This window comes from Pseudoalteromonas sp. APC 3250 (genome assembly GCF_030407915.1).
Lineage (GTDB): Bacteria > Pseudomonadota > Gammaproteobacteria > Enterobacterales > Alteromonadaceae > Pseudoalteromonas > Pseudoalteromonas tetraodonis.
Window position 1 is genome coordinate 192,423 of sequence record NZ_JASDCM010000002.1, and the last position, 19,015, is coordinate 211,437.

Sequence of the window (19,015 nt, forward strand, 5' to 3'; positions counted from 1 at the left end):
GTGCATTTCCATCATCATACACTCCGCCAAGATTTTAAAATATTTAGACTTTTTATAATTAATGGAGTACCTATGAAAAATTTAAGCTTATTAGCTGCAGCCGTTATACTTACGGGTTGTTCGACAACTTCTAGTGTAAATAAAACAGAGGAAGTAGTTATTGAGCCAACGCCTCAAGTTAGCGAAGAGAATGCGCCAATATCACTGACTGTTATTACTAACCCTGCTGACTCTAGAGTACGTATTATGAATATAGTGCCTGTATATCAAGACGCTATTGAACTAGATGCAGGTAAATATGATATCGAAGTAAGTAAAGCAGGTTATGTGACTTATAGGAAATGGGTAACGGTTGACAAAAAAACCATCTTAACTATTGAGCTAGATGAAAAACAGCTAAGCCAGTCTGCGCAATAAGCGAATGATCAATTTAAAATGCCTTTATTACGCTCAATAAAGGCATTTTAAATACGGTAATAGGCAAACCACGCGTAACTAATTACACTAATATTAACCACAATACATACCCATAGCACTGCAATAAAGACTCGCTTTTGTGACTTATGTCGTAAACTTTGCTGCGCAATAAGTGCACCGGGCCATCCTCCAAATAAAGCCAATAGATGTAAGTGTCGTTCAGGTATACGACTCACTTTTTTATGGTTTGATTGTACCGCTTTTCGCTTATCCCATGCGTAATATACAAATGTAATACAGCTGATCGATGAAACATATATGGGTAAGTACATTTCAACTCCATTGTTTAAGTAAGCTAACCAAAATAAGGCTATAAACAAGCTGGAAAATATAATTAAGCTACTTTTTATCAAAAAATAATCGCCTATAATGAAGATAATTAAAAGAAACACCAAGGTTAAATTATGACATATTTAAAGGCTTCGATGCTGCTGTTTTCACTATGTATATTCAGTATTCAAGCAAATAATAAAACGGATTTACTAGAGCCTGAGCTTGCGGTATTCACTCCTTACTTAGGTACTTGGCAAGCTGATTTTCATATAGATAAAAACCCGCTTCCAACCCAAGATGTGACCAAATGGGAGCGCACCTTAAATGGTAAAGCCATTCGCACTACGCATTCTATAAATGAAGGTGAGTATGGGGGCGAATCAATGATTTTCTATGATCGCAAAAAACAGTCATTAGTATTTTATTATTTTACTACGGCTGGCTTTTATACCAAAGGAGTCATGAAAGTGTTGAGCCCAACACAATTTGTTGCTTATGAAGACGTCACTGGCAGCCAAGAGGGCATCACTAAAGTTAAATCAACTAGTGAATTCAAGGATGAGCAATTTGTTGTTTCCACCAGTTATTTAAAAAAAGGTGAATGGACTAAGCCGCAAATTCGCACCTACCATCGCAGCAATAAAGAAGTAAAGTTTAAATAAGTTTTACTTATTGCCTTGTAATACCTAAAAACGTATTAGTTCTTTAAAAAACAGTGTTCTAGCCATTAATAATTACGATTTTGAACTAGAACACTGATCTTAAGTTACTTTATAAATTTTTTAAACGCATTATCAACAGGCGTATCTGCAAGGTGGTTGGTGTAATTACTCATCACCTTTTGCGCAAGACCCAACACAATTTCAAGAAGCTGTTGTTTTGTATACCCTGCTGCAAAAAACTTTTCCTGCTGTGACTGACTTAACACACCACGTTCTCGTGTCATTTCAAGCGTTGTCTCACGAAGTGTCTCAAGTTTAGGATCAGCAAGCGGGGTTTTATTGACTAATGCATCCACAATATTCTCATCAACCTTCATGGCAGCCGCTATACCACTGTGTGCTGGCACACAATAATGGCACTCGTGCTCAACATTAATTGATTGCCAAACAACCGTTAACTCTTGTGCATTAAACGATGTTTTTTGAAATAACTCATGCAGTACTTGATAACCCTTTAGCAATGTTGGTGCCTCAGCCATCACAGCATGAAGATTAGGCAACATTCCAAAAGCGGCGACAGAGTCTGTTAATAAAGGTTTTGCCTCTGCTGATGCATTTTCTTGCGTGTATAAGGTAAATTCAGCCATAGTTTGCTCCTATATAATAAATAGTATTAAGTCGTGTTGAGAAACATATTATTTGATTTTGAGCGGTCGCTCAAGTTAAAATTGAACAGTCGCTCAAATTAATAGAAACTATTATGGCCAATAAAATTAAATTTGAACGTGAACATGTTGTTCGCGTGGCAAGTCAGCTGTTCTGGGAGAAAGGCTTTCATGCTACTTCTACCCGCGATTTACAGGAAGCTATAAATATGCGACCAGGAAGTATTTACTCTGCATTTGGCTCTAAAGAGGGGTTATACAGCGAATCTTTAAAAGACTACACCGTACAGATGAAAAGCCAAATTGAGGGCTTTATAGCAAACTCTGATTCGATTTTAGGTGGTTTGCGGGCATTTGTTGAAAATGTAATTATTAAAACCAAGGACTGCAGTCCAAGTGCTATTTGTATGTTAGTAAAAGCAAATACCGAATTTGCTGAAAAAGACACGGCTTTAAGTGAGTTAAGCGCAGGCTTACTGACTAAATTTGAATCTTATTTAACCACATTGTTTACCCGCGCTATTGAAAATGGTGAGCTAAGCGGTGATTTAACTGCAACTGCATACGCACAATTTTTCCAAGTGCAATTTACAGGATTACGAGGTTACTTTAATCGCCCTGCAGTCGAGCATTTGGCGATGCCGATGATCAACCAAATGTTTGTACTAATCAAAAAACTGTAATCCTATTGGGTGCTTGTCTTTGCGCTTAAATAAACTCTTTTTATATTCCGTTTGATTATTCAGCGTATAAAAAAGCGGCTAATCTGTATTAAATTAGCCGCTTGTTTAACTCTAAATAAAAAATTTACGTTTTCAACTTATTCAGCTCAGCGTCTTGCTGTGCAACCAACTTATTGAGTTCTTGGCTGCTATCGCCTGCCTGAGCAGATAAATCAGAGAGGTGAGATGCCGCATCAGAAATAATAGTTAAATTACGATTTATTTCTTCAGTGACCAAACTTTGCTCTTCAGCTGCGGTTGCAATATGGGTGATTTGGTTAGTTATTTCATCCACTTTTACAACAACACTGTGCAGTGCATCAAAGGCAGTAGAAGTTTCATCAACTGCATTTTCAGCACGTACAACGCCTTTTTCAATGACAGTTGAGGCATTTCCTACTTCTGATAACAAGCTATCAATTAGGCTGCTAATATCATCGGTGGATGAGCGAGTTTTAGACGCTAAAGCCCTAACTTCATCCGCAACAACAGCAAAACCTCGGCCATGTTCACCTGCACGTGCAGCCTCAATGGCGGCATTCAATGCCAGTAAATTTGTTTGCTCAGAAATAGTTCGGATCACATCCAAAATTTGCGTAATATCATTACTACGTGAGGCCACTTTTTCGACTGCTTGGTTGGCTTCTTTGATTTCCTCAGACATTGTTTTAACTTGGGTCATCGCAGAAGATAAACTCGACTCGCTGCTAACCACTAAGGTATTGATTTCATCAGCTTGTTGCGCAGATTGCTCAGAAGCTTTTGCCACTTCAAGTGCTGTCGCGCTCATTTCGTTCATTGCCGTCACAACACTTTCAATTTCTTTAAACTGTGCCTGAACATTATGCTTGGTTTCTACGGCAATATTTGAGGTAACTTCGCCTTGATGCTTGGTTTGATCCGAGACCGCTTTTAGCTCACTAATAAGTTCACGCAGTTTTGATAAAAACTTATTAAATCCTCCGGCCAAAGCTATAAGCTCAGCATGCGTATCAACATGTAGTGTTTGTGTTAAATCACCTTCAGAGCTGGCTAGGTTATCTACACGTTCTTGTATTTGTTTAAGTGGCGCTACAACACTGCCTACTACAAGCTTCATTACTATAAATGCCAATACCGCAATCACAGTCCCCGTGATCAAAATAATCACACCCAGCTCTTTTGCAGCCTCAGACATCCCAGCAGTTAATTGAATAGGTCCTTCAAAGGCAAGTTCAGCGGGTACTTCAATTAGCAGCATCCATTTCACATCAGCAAGCTTAATTTCAATCGGGTAAGACACCATTATTTCAGCGCCTTGTTTGTTTGTTCCTTTGGTGCCTTTTAGAGCTTTATAACTCTCATAACTTTTAGCGCTAACCGCTTCTTTTAAAGGGCGACCTAGTTTTTCTTTGTAGTGGCTCGTACCTACAATTAAACCTAAATGACTAAGTAACGTTACTTTTGCTTTACCATCGTAAAGCGCTTTTGAAAGCTCTTCTGTCAATTTTTGAAATACAGGTAGTGTAATATCCGCGCCTGTTACCCCTACAAACTGGCCTGATTTAATAATAGGTACCACTAAAGAGGTCATCATTTCAGAATAACCCGGTGTTATTTCATAGAGGTAGGGTTCCATAATGCAGGGTTTTAATTTGTCTTTTGCACATAAGTACCATTCGGCTTCACGTAAACCGAATTCATTAATTTTATCAACATATTTTTCTGAGGCATCTTCTACTACTTGTTGTTCAACAACGCCGTTCGAACTTCTCGTTAGATAAACCTCTAGTGTGCCAGCTCCAGCAACTGAATGATCGTACCCTTGGGTAAAATCACTATCTTTGCCATCAAAGCCATTTTTTTCAAACTGTGAGTAAATACTAGAAATAACATCATTGCTTTCTAGTATTGAGCGATTTAGTAGAACAACAGACTCTCTGTTTATGGATGTTTTATCGGCGTCTTCTAAAATACTGCCAAGAGCGTATGGGATCCGATAAGCTTCATTGATAAATGCCGCAATTTTCTCACCATATGCTGCTGCATTTGCGGTTAAGCGACCATCTACTTCACTGACAATTAATGCTTCTGCCTCTGAAGAGGTTTGTGCATTACTTGATGATAATTTAGACCACAATATTCCTGAAAATAGTACAACCGTTAAAAGTATACTTCCAACACTTATCCACAATAACTTTTTTGCTAACGCTATTTCCCGCATTAAAATTACCTTACCTTACATATGTATTTTTTAGTTTAGACCAATTAAAAGAACATACTATAAAATATTTCAGAAATACCGTTTAGTGACTTATTTTAGTATTTAGTGTTCGGCTAACTTTGTTTAGTTAACCGTTGAGTGAGTAAACAAACGAGAAAAAGTAAGCTAGCGCTTACCCACAAACAGGCCTGCAGTCCATATACTTTATACATAAAACCAGAAAGTACTGTCCCGACCAGTCTTCCTGCAGCGTTAGCCATGTAATAAAAACCTACATCCAGAGAAACACCATCACTTTTAGCAAGGCTGACAATCAAATAACTGTGTAATGATGAGTTAATAGCAAATGCAGCACCAAAAATAAATAACCCAACAATTAGCGTAGTGTTTACAGCTATATTCAACTGCATCAAACAAGCTAATAACAAGGTGACACACGCCAATACTCCCCCCCAGTAATACGCTTTCTTTATCGCATCATTACTGACAAGTGACTTGCCTGTAATTTTTGGTGCTTGAGATTGCACTACCCCATAAGCAATCACCCATAGTGCCATAAAACCACTAACCCACCAGTGTGGCCAATTAAATTGCGAGGCTAAATAAACAGGCAGTGCAACAACAAACCATACATCACGAGCAGCAAATAAACAAAACCGAGCGGCACTGAGTAAATTAATTGCCCTAGACTTAGAAAATAACGCTTTAAATTTTGGTTTATTTTTAGCTTTGCCTATATCACCCTCTAAATACACTAAGCTAATGATCCAAGCGATAGTTAAAAGCATAATTAAAGCAACTAACGCTCCAACAAATCCTAGTAAAGTAAGTAATAGCCCCCCTAAAAAGAAGCCAACTCCTTTTAATGCATTTTTAGAGCCCGTTAATATAGCAATCCATTTGTATAATTGGCTTTGCTGATTGTCACCTTCGGGAACTAAATATTTAATCGCACTTTTAGCGCTCATTTTATTGAGATCTTTGGCAACCCCACTTAAGGCTTGCGCTAACATTACATAACTTACCGATAACCAATCGCTTGGTGCACACAACATAGCTAAAGCCACAACTTGCAACCCTAATCCTATGTTCATGGTTTTATTTAAACCTAAATGCGCACCTAACCAACCGCCAATTAAGTTAGTAATAACCCCAAATAACTCATAAAACACAAACAGCATGGCAATCGCGAGCGCGCCATACCCTAACTGATGAAAATACAGCACCACCAGCATGCGAAGTGCGCCATCTGTTAGTGTAAAAGCCCAGTAATTACCCGTAATAATGCCATACTGTTTTAAAGCCGATGGTAAATTGGCGATTTGCGAAAACATCTTCAATACCCTGAACTAGTTTACTAAATCACTTTGTCCTACTTTGAGCATCAGCTCAGCAGTCCGGTTGGCATAACCCCATTCATTGTCATACCAAGCATAGAGTTTAAGTTGAGTGTGGTTTATAACCATTGTCGAAAGCGCATCTATAATTGTGCTACGAGGGTCTGTTTTGTAATCAATAGATACCAATGGCTTTTCTTCATAGCCTAAAATGCCTTTTAGCTTGTTATTAGCCGCTTGCTTAAACCATCCATTCACTTCTTGTTCGGTTACACCACGCTCTAGTTCAAACACGCAATCAGTAATTGATGCATTGGTTAGGGGGACTCGAACCGCATGGCCGTTTAATTTTCCTTTGAGCTCAGGGAATATCTGCGTAATAGCCGTTGCACTGCCGGTAGTGGTAGGAATTAAACTTGTTCCGCATGAGCGCGCGCGACGTAAATCTTTATGAGGTGCATCTATAATGGTTTGGGTGTTGGTAATGTCATGAATCGTTGTTATGGATCCATGCTTAATCCCTACTTTTTCTTGCAATACTTTTACCACAGGCGCTAAACAATTTGTTGTGCATGAAGCCGCGGTAACAATTTTATGTAACTGCGGATTATAAAGATGATCGTTCACCCCTATTACCACATTTAAAACACTTTCTTCTTTAACTGGGGCAGTAACAACCACACGCTTTACACCTTGCGCTAAATAAGCGTTAAGTAATTCTGTTGTTTTCATTTTACCGCTGGCTTCAATCACCACATCACATTGTGACCAGTCAGTCTCTGCAATCGATTTATTATTCGTTACTTTAACCGTATGCTTTGTTACAGAAAAACTATTATCATCGGCTTGCACCTCATATTTTAGGCGCCCGTGAACCGAGTCAAATTCTAATAAATGGGCATGTGTTTTCGCATCAGCAGCCACATCATTAACATGTACAAATTCAACCTCAGGCCAATCAATTGCCGCTCGTAAGGTTAAACGTCCGATTCGTCCAAAACCATTTATGCCTACTTTAATCGTCATTATAAAATTCCTTTAGTTAGTCACAGCATTTTAAAATTCGCTCAGGACGCTTGCCCATCACATTTAAACGCTGTAATTGATGCTCATAAAATGTAGGGGTGGCATGTAATGTTTTTGTAATTACATCTTTCGCCCAATCAGGTAGTGATTTATTTAAGCTATAGAACACCCATTGATTTTGCTTACGATCAGCAAGCAAACCGCATTGACGTAATACAGCTAAATGCCGTGAAATTTTAGGCTGGCTTACATCAAGTGCCGCCACTAATTCACATACACATAACTCATCTTCATGCGCAATAAGCAGTATTGTCTTTAAGCGGGTGTCGTCAGCGATACATTTAAAAAAATGCAGAGGATTTAGTTGATTCATACAGTGTAGTCTTGTTTTGCATACAACAACAATATATGAAAAGAAAGACATATGGAATAGTGAATATATGAAATTTCATATATTCAGGTAAAGTTATCTATTTTCCGCGTCAACTCAAGTTTGGCTTTTAGAGGTGTGCCCAATAAAAAACACGCAATGATCACTCATGGCGTGTTTTTATAAACAATATAAAGAGGTTAATTAAATAACCGACAGCTCTACTTCAATATTGCCACGAGTTGCATTTGAATATGGACATACTTGATGTGCTTTCTCTACCAAGGCTTGTGCCGCTGCTTTGTCCATATCACCTAGTGATACAGCCAATTTTACAGCAATACCAAAACCGGCATCAATCGCACCAATAGACACTTCAGAGTTAATGTAAGTATCACTTGGTAACGCAATTTTTTCGCTACCCGCTACAAACTTAAGTGCACCAATAAAACAGGCAGCATAACCTGCTGCAAATAATTGCTCTGGATTAGTGCCTTGTCCATCGTCACCACCTAACCCTTTAGGTGTTGATAAGTTAATATTTAAACGACCATCATCCGATTTAGCAACGCCTTCACGTCCGCCTGTTGCCGTTGCTTTTGCTGTATAAGCTACATTTTGTAATACATTCATAGTGAACTCCTAAGATTAAAATTTCTAAGTTAATTACTTTGCATGCAAAATAATAGATCAACTAAATTCCGATTGCAAATACTTTGCATGCAAACTAAAATACTCTGTATTGAAATGAAGGATAAAGCGATGTCGTTTGAACAGTTAAAATTAAAAAATCAGTTATGCCATCGTTTATATATGGCGTCCAACAGCATAGCCCGTGCCTATCGAGAACCTCTAGCTGAGCTTAACCTTACCTATCCTCAGTATGTTGTTATGATGGCGCTGTGGGAACAAGATGAAGTAACTATCGCTGAGCTAATAGATAAAACCGCAATTGATGGTGGCGCGCTTACTCAAATATTAAAAAAAATGACCGACAAGTCATTACTTAACGTTATAAAAGACGAACACGATAAGCGTAAGCGTTTGGTGCAACTGACTCACACGGGTCACTCTTTAAAACTTGAAGCTGCCGACATCCCAAAAAGGATTTTTTGCAAATTTGACAGTATCGACACAACCCAAGCACAACAATTAATGCAGTTACTCGACTTAGTGGTCAATGATCTGACCGACTAAAAACCCAGCTTTACCCAGCTATAACTTAACAAACAAGGCGTTAATTAATGACTCATTTAAAAAAACGACTTATTGCTATTACTTACAGCATTACATTACTGGTAAGTAATGGAGCACTTGCCAATAATAGTGAATTAACCACTGTTGCGACATTTGATGCACAACACCCGCCTGGCAACATAGCCATTACGCCATCTGGCCGTAAGTTTTTATCTATACATGGTTTTTATGGGCAAAATCAAAAAATCATGGAGCTATTAAGTGATGGCACCACTAAACCCTACCCTAATGAGCAATGGGCTTACGCATACAACAAGGGTAAAGGCTTTTACGGGGTACTCGGTGTTAATGTATCAAGCGACGGCATACTGTGGATGCTTGATACCTCAGGGCCTGATCATGCGGGGAGATTAGTTGGTTGGGATACCAACCAAGAGCAACTGCATAAAATTATTTACCTAGCCAAACCAACAATTACCGATACCTCGTTTTTAAACGATTTAGTTATCGATAATAAACACGGCGTTATTTACATTGCCGATACAGCACAAGGCAGTCAGGCTGCGATTATTATAGTAAACCTAAAAACCGGTGAAGCGCGAAGAGTATTACAAGATAGCCAATACACCACCGCCGAAAATATTGATATGGTTATTAATGGCCGAACAATGCGCCTAGGCGGACAACCTGCGCGTTTAGGTGTTAACCCAATTACGCTTGATCCTAACGAAGACTGGCTTTACTTTGGGTCAATGTCGGGGACTTCGGTTTATCGTATTGCCACCAGCGCAATTAACAACGAGCAGCTTTCAGCAAAAGCGCTAGAAGCTAAAGTAATGCGCTACGGCACTAAACCCATTTCCGACGGCATTACGGTGGATGGGGGCGGTAACGTCTATGTGACCGATATAACCAATGGTGCAATTGGCGTCGTAAAACCAAATGGCGACTATGAAGTGTTATTTAAAGATGATCGCCTAAGCTGGCCAGATGGCTTTAGTTATGGTGCAGATCATAAAATATATTTTACAGTAAACGATTTGCACAACTCGCCGGTGTTAAGCAATGATAAAACTCAAAACCCTAATAAGTTTAAAGTGATGTCGTTTACGCCCCTTGTAAAAGGTAAAGTAGGTCGTTAATAACCTAACGCAATTACCCTAGCCCTGTCATGTAATGCAGGGCTTTATAACATCACACCAAAAAAGTGCATATTTTATAATCACTCCCCCAATTTGGTGCCTCAACCAAACTAGGTATTAAAGAAATAATAGTAAATATCTGATTTATATTCATAAAATATTCAATAAACAATTGGCATACTTCTTCCTTATATTTAATTGTCATTAGTTACACCAAGGAAAAAAATTATGTCTAATTTATACAACACTCTTTATTTTTTATGGCGCTTAGATATCACAGTGTGGCAAGTTAATGAGCCAACAAATACGCATACCACCAGTGAGAAAGAGCGTATCTACTCGCGTTAAAAACTATTTTTGAACAGACTTTGCAAGCTAAGTCATAGCGTTGTATTGTAAAAGACTATTTAATTGGTTAGTGGAACGTGTATGCATGCTTTAGAAGTTAATTTTGACGGCTTAGTCGGCCCTACTCACAACTACGCAGGTTTGTCGTATGGCAATGTTGCCTCGTTAAATAACGCGGCGAGCTTTTCAAATCCGCAAGAAGCAGTATTGCAGGGCTTGGCTAAAATGAAAGCCATGCGCGATAAAGGCTTAACCCAAGGGGTATTTGCGCCTCATGCTCGCCCAGATTTAAATGTATTGCGGCGTTTAGGGTTTACTGGCAACGATGCACAAGTCATTAATAAAGCCTTTAAAGCCGATCCTATTTTATTGCGCGCTTGTTACTCTGCCTCAGCCATGTGGACCGCTAATGCAGCCACCGTATCGCCTTCACCTGATACTAACGACGGCAAAGTACACTTCACTGCGGCTAATCTAAATAATAAATTTCATCGCTCTTTAGAGCCAAACACCACTACACGTTTGCTCAAAGCGATGTTTAATAACGAACAATACTTTGCACACCATTCACATTTGCCTGAGCAAGGTTTTTTTGGTGATGAAGGCGCAGCAAACCATACTCGCCTGTGCGACAGCCATGGTGAAACCGGGCTAGAATTATTTGTATTTGGTGCAAGTGCCTTTAACAGTCAGCTTGTTAAACCCGTTAAGTTCCCTGCAAGGCAAACCTTGGAAGCGTCTGAAGCCATTTGTCGATTGCACAATATAAAAGATACCAGCCAAATACTATTACAACAAAACCCTGATGTGATTGACCAAGGGGTGTTCCATAATGATGTAATCGCGGTGGGTAACGCTAATGTTTTATTATGCCATCAGCAGGCGTTTTTAAATCAAACGCAAGCATTAGACGATATCCGCGAAGCCTATGTAGGTAACAAACAGCTTTATATTATTGAAGTGCCAACCAGCAAAGTGAGTATTCAAGATGCCGTTAGTAGCTATTTATTTAATAGCCAACTGGTTAGCCTTAGTGACGATAAAATGTTGCTCGTTGCCCCACAAGAATGCCAGCGTAATCCTGCTGTAAAAGCGTATATTGAAGAAATGATTATTGACGATAACCCCATAAATCAAGTGCAGTTTTTTGATTTACGCCAAAGCATGCAAAATGGCGGCGGACCTGCTTGTTTGCGTTTACGCGTGGCGCTTAATAGCCAAGAATTAGCAGCGGTAAATCCTGAGGTTATTTTAGATGAGCAAAAGTACACCCAATTATGTGATTGGGCTACGCGCCATTACCGCGATAAACTCGGTGCTAACGATTTTGCCGATCCAGCGTTATTAACCGAAAGTTATCAAGCGCTTGATGAGTTAACCCAGTTACTTAGCCTAGGATCGGTATACCCATTTCAACTAGAAGCTTAATTGCTTTCGGCTACTAGGGTTTGAAACATACGTTCAAACCCTTATCGCTAATCTCTCTAAATTCAATTAAGGTTAAGTTTATATAATTATACTTATAGCTTAACTATTCAAAAAAATATGATTCTATCTATTAGGGTAATGAATTACTCCTGATAGCATGCTTAAACGACATTACTGTCACTTAATTAACCCTAACTAACTCATTTAATTGAGTCTATACACTCAAGCTTGGCAGAATTCCAAAAAAGGAGACAAACCATGGCAACACAGAAAGTAATTTTAATTACCGGCGCATCGAGCGGCATTGGCGAGGCAACCGCTAAAACATTAGTTAATAATGGCCACAAAGTGATCTTAACCGCGCGCAGCGAAGATAAACTCAATAAACTAGTTGACGAGTTAGGCCATGAAAATGCATTTAGCGTTTCAGCCGATGCCACTGCATTTAATGAACTTGAGAATGTAGTGAGTAAAGGCGTTGAAAAATTTGGCCGATTAGACGTAGCATTCGCTAACGCCGGCATGGGTGTGTCATCACCTGGTACAGAGAATGGCGATCCTCAAGAGTGGTCAGCCATGGTTGACCTTAATATTAAAGCATTGCTTTGGACTGCTAAACTCACTTTGCCTCATTTACGTGAAAACCAAGGACATTTTATTTTAACCAGCTCTGCAGCAGGACGAAGACCCATTGATGGCTCTATTTATGGTGCCACTAAATGGTTTGCTCATGGCTTTGGTCAAAACCTTGCAGAAGAAATGAAACCTTGGCATGGCCGATGTACAACCATAGCCCCAGGCATGGTGAATACACCATTTTTTGATGAAGCAAAACCAGATAAGCTCGACCCTCAAGACGTGGCCGATGCCGTTTTGTTTGCCATTGAAGCTAATCAGCGTAATAGCGTACGCGAAATCTATTTAATGCCCACCAACTAATAATAAAATATAAAGGCCAATGTTTATTGGCCTTTACTATAAAAGTGCTTACCTGTGCTTTATTCAAATCACTATCTATTCAATCAATAAAAAGTCACTCATTGAAACGCCGCTTACCATGCTAAATCACAACTTTATGTCTATTATATAAAGAAAGTAATTCAATAACTGGAACCCATTTAATGGCTCCCAATAAAACTAATAATATGCCAGCTCATCAATATGTTACTAATGACCCGTTGCATCAACTTTTTGATGCTGTCGATTCTATTTCAGTACAAGGTTACGATGAGCAACGACGTGTTATTTATTGGAATAAAGGCAGCGAATTACTTTATGGGTATACACACCAAGAAGCCATTGGCAAAAAACTCGAAGATTTAATTATACCCGCGCCAATGCGAGAGCCCGTTATTAAAGCGCATAGTAATTGGATTAAGTATGATATTGAAATTCCCGCATCAGAACTCATACTCAGCCATAAAAATGGCAATGATGTAGCCGTATTTTCAAGCCATGTTATGTTTACCAATCAGTACAATACCAAACAAATGTACTGTATTGATATTGATCTGTCTGAGGTGCACAAAGCACAAGCAGAAGCCGTATTTAATGCCACCATGCTCAAAACTTTATTTGAGGCAATTCCTGATTTATTTTTTGTATTAGAGCAAAATGGCACTATTACTGACTACCATGCAAATAATGAAAACGATTTATATATTTCACCTAACCAGTTTATTGGTAAAAAAATGGTGGATATATTACCTGAAAAAGTAGCGCAAAAGTTTCAGGTTCATATAGAAAAAACGATAACACAAGACAGTATGGTCAGTTTTGAATACGAATTAAGCATGCCTGAAGGCGTAATTTATTACGAAGCGAGATTGCGTTTACTGCCCAAAAAAAACCAAATTATGGTGATTATTCGTGATATTAGCGAACCACACCGCTCCGCTGAACTAATTCGCCATCAGGCCCACTTTGATAGTTTAACCGATTTACCTAATCGCTTTTTATCCCTAGACCGCTTATCACAAATATTACTGGAAGTACAAAAGAGCCACGAAAAAGCCGCGGTGTTCTTTTTAGATCTTGATGACTTTAAAAAAGTGAATGACTCTTTAGGCCATGAAGTGGGCGATGAACTATTAATTGCGGCAGCAGCAAGATTACAGCAAACACTTAAAAAAAGTGACACAATAGGCCGATTGGGCGGCGATGAGTTTATTGTTTTAATATCCAATTTAAATGATGAAAACGATGCTTTAGTGATTGCTGAGCGGTTACTTCAAGCATTTAGGAAACCCTTTAAACTTGTAGGTAGAGACTTAATACTGACATTAAGTATTGGGATTGCTATTTCCCCTAAGGATGGCACCTGCGCCTCGGTGTTGTTACGAAATGCCGACACCGCTATGTATCAAGCAAAAACCATGGGGCGAAACACGTCCTCTTTTTTCACCCCACAAATGAACGTCGCCATGCGCCGCCGCTTTGAAATAGAAGAGCAAATGCATGGTGCACTGGAGCGTAATGAATTTGAGCTTTATTACCAACCACAAATAGATGTAAAAACAAACACCATCGTTGGCGCTGAAGCCTTGCTTCGTTGGCATAATATAGTGTTAGGGGAAATCACACCAGATGAGTTTATCCCAATTGCAGAGCAAACCGGCTTAATTACGCCTATTGGTGTATTTGTTCTTCAACAAGCCTTACGCTTTTTAAATGAATGGCAATCAATTAACAAGCAAAACTATACCATGGCGATTAATTTATCACCGCGCCAATTCAGAGACCCTGAACTGGTCAATATAATTAAACACACTCTACATAAAAATAGTATTAATAATGAATGTTTAGAGCTGGAAATTACCGAAGGGGTGCTGATGAATAGCCAAGCGTCAATTCATGATGCCTTATTGCAAATTGATGAGCTGGGCATAAAACTGTCAATGGACGACTTTGGCACAGGGTATTCATCATTAAGTTACTTACGAGAATACCCTTTTGATGTGCTAAAAATTGACCGCAGCTTTATTACTGGCATAACAGATAACAAGGCAGACTGTAATTTAGTGAAAGCGGCCATAGCTATGTCACACAGCCTAGAAATAAAAGTAGTGGCTGAGGGGGTAGAAACCAAAGAGCAGCTAGATTTACTCAACGAGCTAAACTGCGATATTGCTCAAGGATTTTATTTAAGTAAGCCCTTGCCGGCCGCCAAGCTGCTCAATTTTTCATTGCGTTACTTAAAAGCACTTTAGTTAAAAAGTGCTTTTATAGTTATGTTATAGCTCATGATTTTAAAGAGTAAATCGCGCACAGTAGCGGGCTCAAACGGTTTGTCACATATTGCGTCCACACCCGCTTGAGCAATATTAGCTAAATGGGTATCGTTAGCTTCTGAGCTCACCATCAAGATTGGGATATGCGAGTACGCATTCGATTGCCTTACCGTTTCAGTTAATTCTTTACCATCCATTTCTGGCATATTGTAGTCAGTAACAATTAAATCAAATGATTGGCTGTTTAACATTTCAATTGCTTGTTTACCGTCTTCGGCCTCTACCGGTGCTGGAATTCCCATCCCCGCTAGCACTCGTATTATGTGTTTTCGTGCAAAACGGCTATCGTCAACTACAAGCACTCTAAGAAGCGTCACATCAAAGTGCTCTAGTTCCACTTCTTGCTCGCTAATAATATCCAAAGTCGCTTTAAGCGCTCGGGTTATTTCGTCGGCACTAAACGGTTTTGGTAAAATCGCTAATACCCCCGATTGCCTAAGTTGCTCTAAATGGCGCTTATTACGCTCGCTCGATACCAACATAAATGCCTGTTGCTCGGTATCGCTATTACTGCGTATTGCCTGTAATAAAGAATCAGCTGTGCCATCACTTAAGTACATGCTGCTAATGACTAAATCAGGGTGATAATTTGATAAAGCAGCCAGCGCGTTTTCTTGAGTGCTGGCCGTTTCAATTTGTGTAACACCGCACTGAGCCAGTGATTTTTTTATTAGCTTTTGTTGAACTTCAGAAGGCTCAACTAATAAAATAGATAAGTTGGCTATTGCCGTTAAATCACTCATTTCAATCCTGTTAATATTAATTCTATAATTTTTATAACGCTCATTATAAAGTAATAACTTACAAGAAAAAGCTAAAACAGCAACAAAACAGCTTGTTTACCTAGACTCAACACACTCAGCTTAAAAACGGTAGTTTATGCCCGCATAATAACGTCTTCCCGAATAGCTTGAGTTTAATAACCGAGACTCTGTATCGTTACCTAGGCGCTTTACCGACTCAGATTTAGTTAAATTAATAACTGCAGCGGTCAAACTCAAATCCTCTAATAAATTAATCGAAGCATTTACATCAACTTGCTCGTATGGGTCTTGGTATACATTTAAGCCGCTATTTAAACCCAACACAGTTTCACCGCGTTTATTATAAGAAGCTCGAATATTAAAGGCATCTCTCTCATAATATATCGAGGTATTGTATTGATACTTAGCACTGCCTATTAGTGGCGATTTACCAAACTCTTTACCATCCACTTCTACATCGGCTTTATTTGTTTTGTTATAAGTGTAGTTTGCATAAAAACCAAAACCACTATCAAAGGCATGCTGTATAAATACTTCCGCCCCTTTAGATACGGCATCAGTGCCATTACCTACTGTGCTATATGGCGATACAGTAATATTTCCTGCCTCAACTATGCCCTCTTTACCAGCAAAATCTTGTTGTACGTCAATGACTAAGGGTACAACAAAATTATCAACAGTTTTATGAAACAGTGCTAAACCAATGGCAGAGCCTTCGCTGTAATAATATTCAATAGATATATCAGCTTGCACCGACTCAAATGGCTTTAAGTTTTTATTACCGCCACTGCCACTAAAACCCGGAATTTCATTAAACTCAGCTCTATCGTCTGCCCACTCATCTGAGACAAACGTGATGCGTTGTTGTGCGCCTAAATCGGCATAATCAGGGCGAGACATCACTTTAGCAACCGCGCCTCGCACCACTACATCATCACTTATATCCCACGCAATATTAAAGCTAGGAAGAATTTGAGTATCGGTACTCTCTTGAGTAATAAGTTGATAGTCTTCAACAAATCGATCATCTCCCGTTACCGGCTCGCCGCTGTCATCATCAGTATGATCTAATAAATAAGTATATAGGTCGGTTGATGATGTCATGGTTTTCGTGCGAACAACACGTACCCCTAAATTACCGCGCACGCTATTAAACTCAAAGTCACCTTGCAGATAAAACGCCGCTATTTGCTCTTCAATATCATAAATAAAGTTATCTTCTTTGCGTGTATACGGCACATAATGACTGGTCACAATGTCACGATATTTTTGCCAATCAATACCGGGCATTTGGTTTATATTAAAACCACCAGCAATGTTACCTTCGTTAATAAACACGTCTTGTGCTAGTGGCATACCGTTGTTCCACTGATAACTGTCAAAACGTGTGATCCCCCCCTCGCTCGCTTCTCCTGCAGCAATATCAAAATTAGGATCTAAAAAGAAGGTATTACCGGTTTCGCGATGCAACGTAGCTTCTCGGTACTTTACGCCGGTTTTAATTGTTCTTAAAATTCCCCAATCGGTATAAATATCAAAGTCAGCTTGGTAGTAATCTTCTTCGAGTTCACTGCGCACAAAGCTTGAATTTGACGAGCCTGGATCGCGCCCACCGCCCACACCATTTAGTAAGTTAGATAGCGTATTAGGGTCTATATTTAAACTAATATCGTTTTCATTAATTTGCCAACCCGCTGTTTGCGATGCATTTTCTATACGGCTTTCATTTTCACCGGCGTTTGAACTTTTATACGCCGCTTCCCAACTCTCCTTTGGCCCGCCTTCAGAGCGCGTATTGCCCGCCACAAAACGGGCTTTAAAATAATCGCCTTCATAGGTTAAATTAAAATCAAAGGTGTCTGAGGTCGACTCTTCACGCACATAACGGCCTCGCATCCACGGCAATTGCATATCATTCTCTGCGCCACTCGCAGCTGCATCAAATTGCATCCCATTGATAATAGTGCCCGACTCATCCAAACTTACATCGGTTAAAAAGTCAGGATTTAAAGACCACTCAGGTATATCAATCACCGACTCTGTTCTATTTTTATCAAGTGAAAATCCAAAATAGTTAAAGCCAATTTCAACACGGCTGGTTGGACGCCACTGCGTGCTAAATTGCACCCCTTCTCGCTCACGTAATTCGTTTACAATTGAGCCACGAACCACTTGAGGAAACCAAACATTGTCATAACTATTACCCTGAGCATCGCTTATTGAGTCCCACTGATTATTATTATCAACCGGCTCACCATTGGCATCTACCGGGTTATCACCGGCAAAGCGCCACACATTTGCATCTGTGCCTCCTGAGAGAGTTCGGTTAGTGCGTTTTTGTGAGGTATAACCAAACAACATGCCAAAGGTATCAGCCTCGTTCTTCCAAGAATAAAGCGCGGTTAACTGCGGCTCAGATTCTTCAGTCACATCGGCATAGGTGCTTTCAATGTTAATTACCCCAGAGTTTGCCTCCATACTCAGCGGTTTACGACTATGCATTAATACCGTGCCGCCTACGCCCCCCTCATCTAAACGCGCTTCTGGCGATTTATACACTTCCACGCTTTCAATCATGGCTGAGGGCAGTAATGTATAATCAAATGAGCGAGACGGCTCACCTGGTGATGACGCAATAAAATTACCATTTAGCTGAGAAAAGGTTAGCTCAGATGATAACCCCCTAATACTTACCGATGAGCCTTCGCCTCCGTCACGGTCAATCACCACGCCAGGTACGCGTTGTAATGAATCAGCGACATTTTTATCAGGGAACTTACCAATATCTTCTGCTGTTATGGCATCAACCACAGAGCTCGATAAACGCTTTATATCTAAATTAGCCGCCATACTGGAACGAATACCACGCACCTCAATGACTTCCATATCTTTGCTTTTTAATGTTTTATCTTCTGCTTCATCAGCATATGCATGATTGACAACAGATAGAATAGACACGCATAGCGTTGATTTAATAAAAAGTGGAAGAGAGTGATGTGCAGCGTGGGTTATCCGATGAGCGGTCATAGTTTTAACAGTTCCATTTAAAATACAGTTAATACTTAAAGATGAGCGTACCGGCTAAAGCTGATACGAAAAAAGTAGCTGTAT

The 19,015-nt window shown here is 39.5% G+C and carries 17 protein-coding genes; 8 read left to right on the forward strand and 9 right to left on the reverse strand.

Annotation, left to right across the window (positions count from 1 at the left end; all coding sequences use genetic code 11):
- The first annotated feature begins 72 nt into the window (after nt 1-72).
- Nucleotides 73-417 carry a PEGA domain-containing protein gene (locus tag QL986_RS03260; protein ID WP_028834242.1) on the forward strand — a complete coding sequence of 115 codons (345 nt, stop codon included), beginning with the start codon at nt 73-75 and terminating at the stop codon, nt 415-417.
- A gap of 47 nt (nt 418-464) precedes the next feature.
- On the opposite strand, the gene QL986_RS03265 is transcribed toward QL986_RS03260, so the two are convergent.
- Complete coding sequence (locus tag QL986_RS03265) at nt 465-830, reverse strand: DUF1294 domain-containing protein (RefSeq protein WP_290191171.1); 366 nt, start codon at nt 828-830, stop codon at nt 465-467.
- A 51-nt stretch (nt 831-881) separates the two neighbouring features.
- Here QL986_RS03265 and QL986_RS03270 point away from each other — a divergent pair, with 51 nt between their 5' ends.
- Entirely contained in the window at nt 882-1,412 is a 531-nt protein-coding gene (locus tag QL986_RS03270) for a hypothetical protein (protein ID WP_013462954.1), read from the forward strand.
- A 104-nt stretch (nt 1,413-1,516) separates the two neighbouring features.
- Here QL986_RS03270 and QL986_RS03275 read toward each other — a convergent pair whose 3' ends face one another.
- Nucleotides 1,517-2,059, reverse strand: a complete 543-nt coding sequence (locus QL986_RS03275) for a carboxymuconolactone decarboxylase family protein (RefSeq protein ID WP_033102987.1) — start codon at nt 2,057-2,059, stop codon at nt 1,517-1,519.
- 113 nt (nt 2,060-2,172) lie between these two features.
- Here QL986_RS03275 and QL986_RS03280 point away from each other — a divergent pair, with 113 nt between their 5' ends.
- Entirely contained in the window at nt 2,173-2,760 is a 588-nt protein-coding gene (locus QL986_RS03280) for a TetR/AcrR family transcriptional regulator (protein ID WP_013462952.1), read from the forward strand.
- A 124-nt stretch (nt 2,761-2,884) separates the two neighbouring features.
- On the opposite strand, the gene QL986_RS03285 is transcribed toward QL986_RS03280, so the two are convergent.
- The 5 genes from QL986_RS03285 to QL986_RS03305 form a co-directional block, all read right to left on the reverse strand.
- Nucleotides 2,885-5,002 carry a methyl-accepting chemotaxis protein gene (locus QL986_RS03285; RefSeq protein WP_290191172.1) on the reverse strand — a complete coding sequence of 706 codons (2,118 nt, stop codon included), beginning with the start codon at nt 5,000-5,002 and terminating at the stop codon, nt 2,885-2,887.
- Nucleotides 5,003-5,115: 113 nt separating this feature from the next.
- Entirely contained in the window at nt 5,116-6,336 is a 1,221-nt protein-coding gene (gene arsJ / locus QL986_RS03290; RefSeq protein ID WP_033102989.1) for an organoarsenical effux MFS transporter ArsJ, read from the reverse strand.
- Between the two features lie 15 nt (nt 6,337-6,351).
- Nucleotides 6,352-7,365, reverse strand: a complete 1,014-nt coding sequence (locus QL986_RS03295) for an ArsJ-associated glyceraldehyde-3-phosphate dehydrogenase (protein WP_290191173.1) — start codon at nt 7,363-7,365, stop codon at nt 6,352-6,354.
- A 16-nt stretch (nt 7,366-7,381) separates the two neighbouring features.
- Nucleotides 7,382-7,738 (reverse strand): metalloregulator ArsR/SmtB family transcription factor, encoded by a 357-nt coding sequence (locus QL986_RS03300; RefSeq protein ID WP_013462948.1) that lies wholly within the window; start codon nt 7,736-7,738, stop codon nt 7,382-7,384.
- A gap of 201 nt (nt 7,739-7,939) precedes the next feature.
- Nucleotides 7,940-8,368 carry an organic hydroperoxide resistance protein gene (locus tag QL986_RS03305; protein WP_024602752.1) on the reverse strand — a complete coding sequence of 143 codons (429 nt, stop codon included), beginning with the start codon at nt 8,366-8,368 and terminating at the stop codon, nt 7,940-7,942.
- 129 nt (nt 8,369-8,497) lie between these two features.
- Between QL986_RS03305 and QL986_RS03310 the strand changes: the two genes are divergently transcribed.
- The 5 genes from QL986_RS03310 to QL986_RS03330 all read left to right on the forward strand — a co-directional run bounded on the left by QL986_RS03310 (nt 8,498) and on the right by QL986_RS03330 (nt 15,059).
- Nucleotides 8,498-8,932, forward strand: a complete 435-nt coding sequence (locus QL986_RS03310; protein ID WP_024602753.1) for a MarR family transcriptional regulator — start codon at nt 8,498-8,500, stop codon at nt 8,930-8,932.
- A 47-nt stretch (nt 8,933-8,979) separates the two neighbouring features.
- Nucleotides 8,980-10,074 (forward strand): L-dopachrome tautomerase-related protein, encoded by a 1,095-nt coding sequence (locus QL986_RS03315; protein WP_013462945.1) that lies wholly within the window; start codon nt 8,980-8,982, stop codon nt 10,072-10,074.
- 429 nt (nt 10,075-10,503) lie between these two features.
- Complete coding sequence (astB, locus tag QL986_RS03320; RefSeq protein WP_036955249.1) at nt 10,504-11,850, forward strand: N-succinylarginine dihydrolase; 1,347 nt, start codon at nt 10,504-10,506, stop codon at nt 11,848-11,850.
- 258 nt (nt 11,851-12,108) lie between these two features.
- Complete coding sequence (locus QL986_RS03325; RefSeq protein WP_058155772.1) at nt 12,109-12,789, forward strand: SDR family oxidoreductase; 681 nt, start codon at nt 12,109-12,111, stop codon at nt 12,787-12,789.
- Between the two features lie 182 nt (nt 12,790-12,971).
- Entirely contained in the window at nt 12,972-15,059 is a 2,088-nt protein-coding gene (locus QL986_RS03330; RefSeq protein WP_290191174.1) for a bifunctional diguanylate cyclase/phosphodiesterase, read from the forward strand.
- Here QL986_RS03330 and QL986_RS03335 read toward each other — a convergent pair.
- Both QL986_RS03335 and QL986_RS03340 read right to left on the reverse strand, forming a co-directional pair.
- Complete coding sequence (locus tag QL986_RS03335) at nt 15,056-15,883, reverse strand: response regulator (protein WP_290191175.1); 828 nt, start codon at nt 15,881-15,883, stop codon at nt 15,056-15,058. The two genes, QL986_RS03330 and QL986_RS03335, sit on opposite strands and share 4 nt — an antisense overlap.
- 120 nt (nt 15,884-16,003) lie before the next feature.
- Entirely contained in the window at nt 16,004-18,931 is a 2,928-nt protein-coding gene (locus tag QL986_RS03340; RefSeq protein WP_290191176.1) for a TonB-dependent receptor, read from the reverse strand.
- Nucleotides 18,932-19,015 lie beyond the last annotated feature (84 nt).

Coding starts and splice junctions, on each gene's coding strand:
- QL986_RS03260 (WP_028834242.1), top strand. CDS start 73: ATGAAAAATTTAAGCTTATTAGCTGCAGCCGTTATACTTACGGGTTGT.
- QL986_RS03270 (WP_013462954.1), top strand. CDS start 882: ATGACATATTTAAAGGCTTCGATGCTGCTGTTTTCACTATGTATATTC.
- QL986_RS03275 (WP_033102987.1), bottom strand. CDS start 2,059: ATGGCTGAATTTACCTTATACACGCAAGAAAATGCATCAGCAGAGGCA.
- QL986_RS03280 (WP_013462952.1), top strand. CDS start 2,173: ATGGCCAATAAAATTAAATTTGAACGTGAACATGTTGTTCGCGTGGCA.
- QL986_RS03285 (WP_290191172.1), bottom strand. CDS start 5,002: ATGCGGGAAATAGCGTTAGCAAAAAAGTTATTGTGGATAAGTGTTGGA.
- arsJ (WP_033102989.1), bottom strand. CDS start 6,336: ATGTTTTCGCAAATCGCCAATTTACCATCGGCTTTAAAACAGTATGGC.
- QL986_RS03295 (WP_290191173.1), bottom strand. CDS start 7,365: ATGACGATTAAAGTAGGCATAAATGGTTTTGGACGAATCGGACGTTTA.
- QL986_RS03300 (WP_013462948.1), bottom strand. CDS start 7,738: ATGAATCAACTAAATCCTCTGCATTTTTTTAAATGTATCGCTGACGAC.
- QL986_RS03305 (WP_024602752.1), bottom strand. CDS start 8,368: ATGAATGTATTACAAAATGTAGCTTATACAGCAAAAGCAACGGCAACA.
- QL986_RS03310 (WP_024602753.1), top strand. CDS start 8,498: ATGTCGTTTGAACAGTTAAAATTAAAAAATCAGTTATGCCATCGTTTA.
- QL986_RS03315 (WP_013462945.1), top strand. CDS start 8,980: ATGACTCATTTAAAAAAACGACTTATTGCTATTACTTACAGCATTACA.
- astB (WP_036955249.1), top strand. CDS start 10,504: ATGCATGCTTTAGAAGTTAATTTTGACGGCTTAGTCGGCCCTACTCAC.
- QL986_RS03325 (WP_058155772.1), top strand. CDS start 12,109: ATGGCAACACAGAAAGTAATTTTAATTACCGGCGCATCGAGCGGCATT.
- QL986_RS03330 (WP_290191174.1), top strand. CDS start 12,972: ATGGCTCCCAATAAAACTAATAATATGCCAGCTCATCAATATGTTACT.
- QL986_RS03335 (WP_290191175.1), bottom strand. CDS start 15,883: ATGAGTGATTTAACGGCAATAGCCAACTTATCTATTTTATTAGTTGAG.
- QL986_RS03340 (WP_290191176.1), bottom strand. CDS start 18,931: ATGACCGCTCATCGGATAACCCACGCTGCACATCACTCTCTTCCACTT.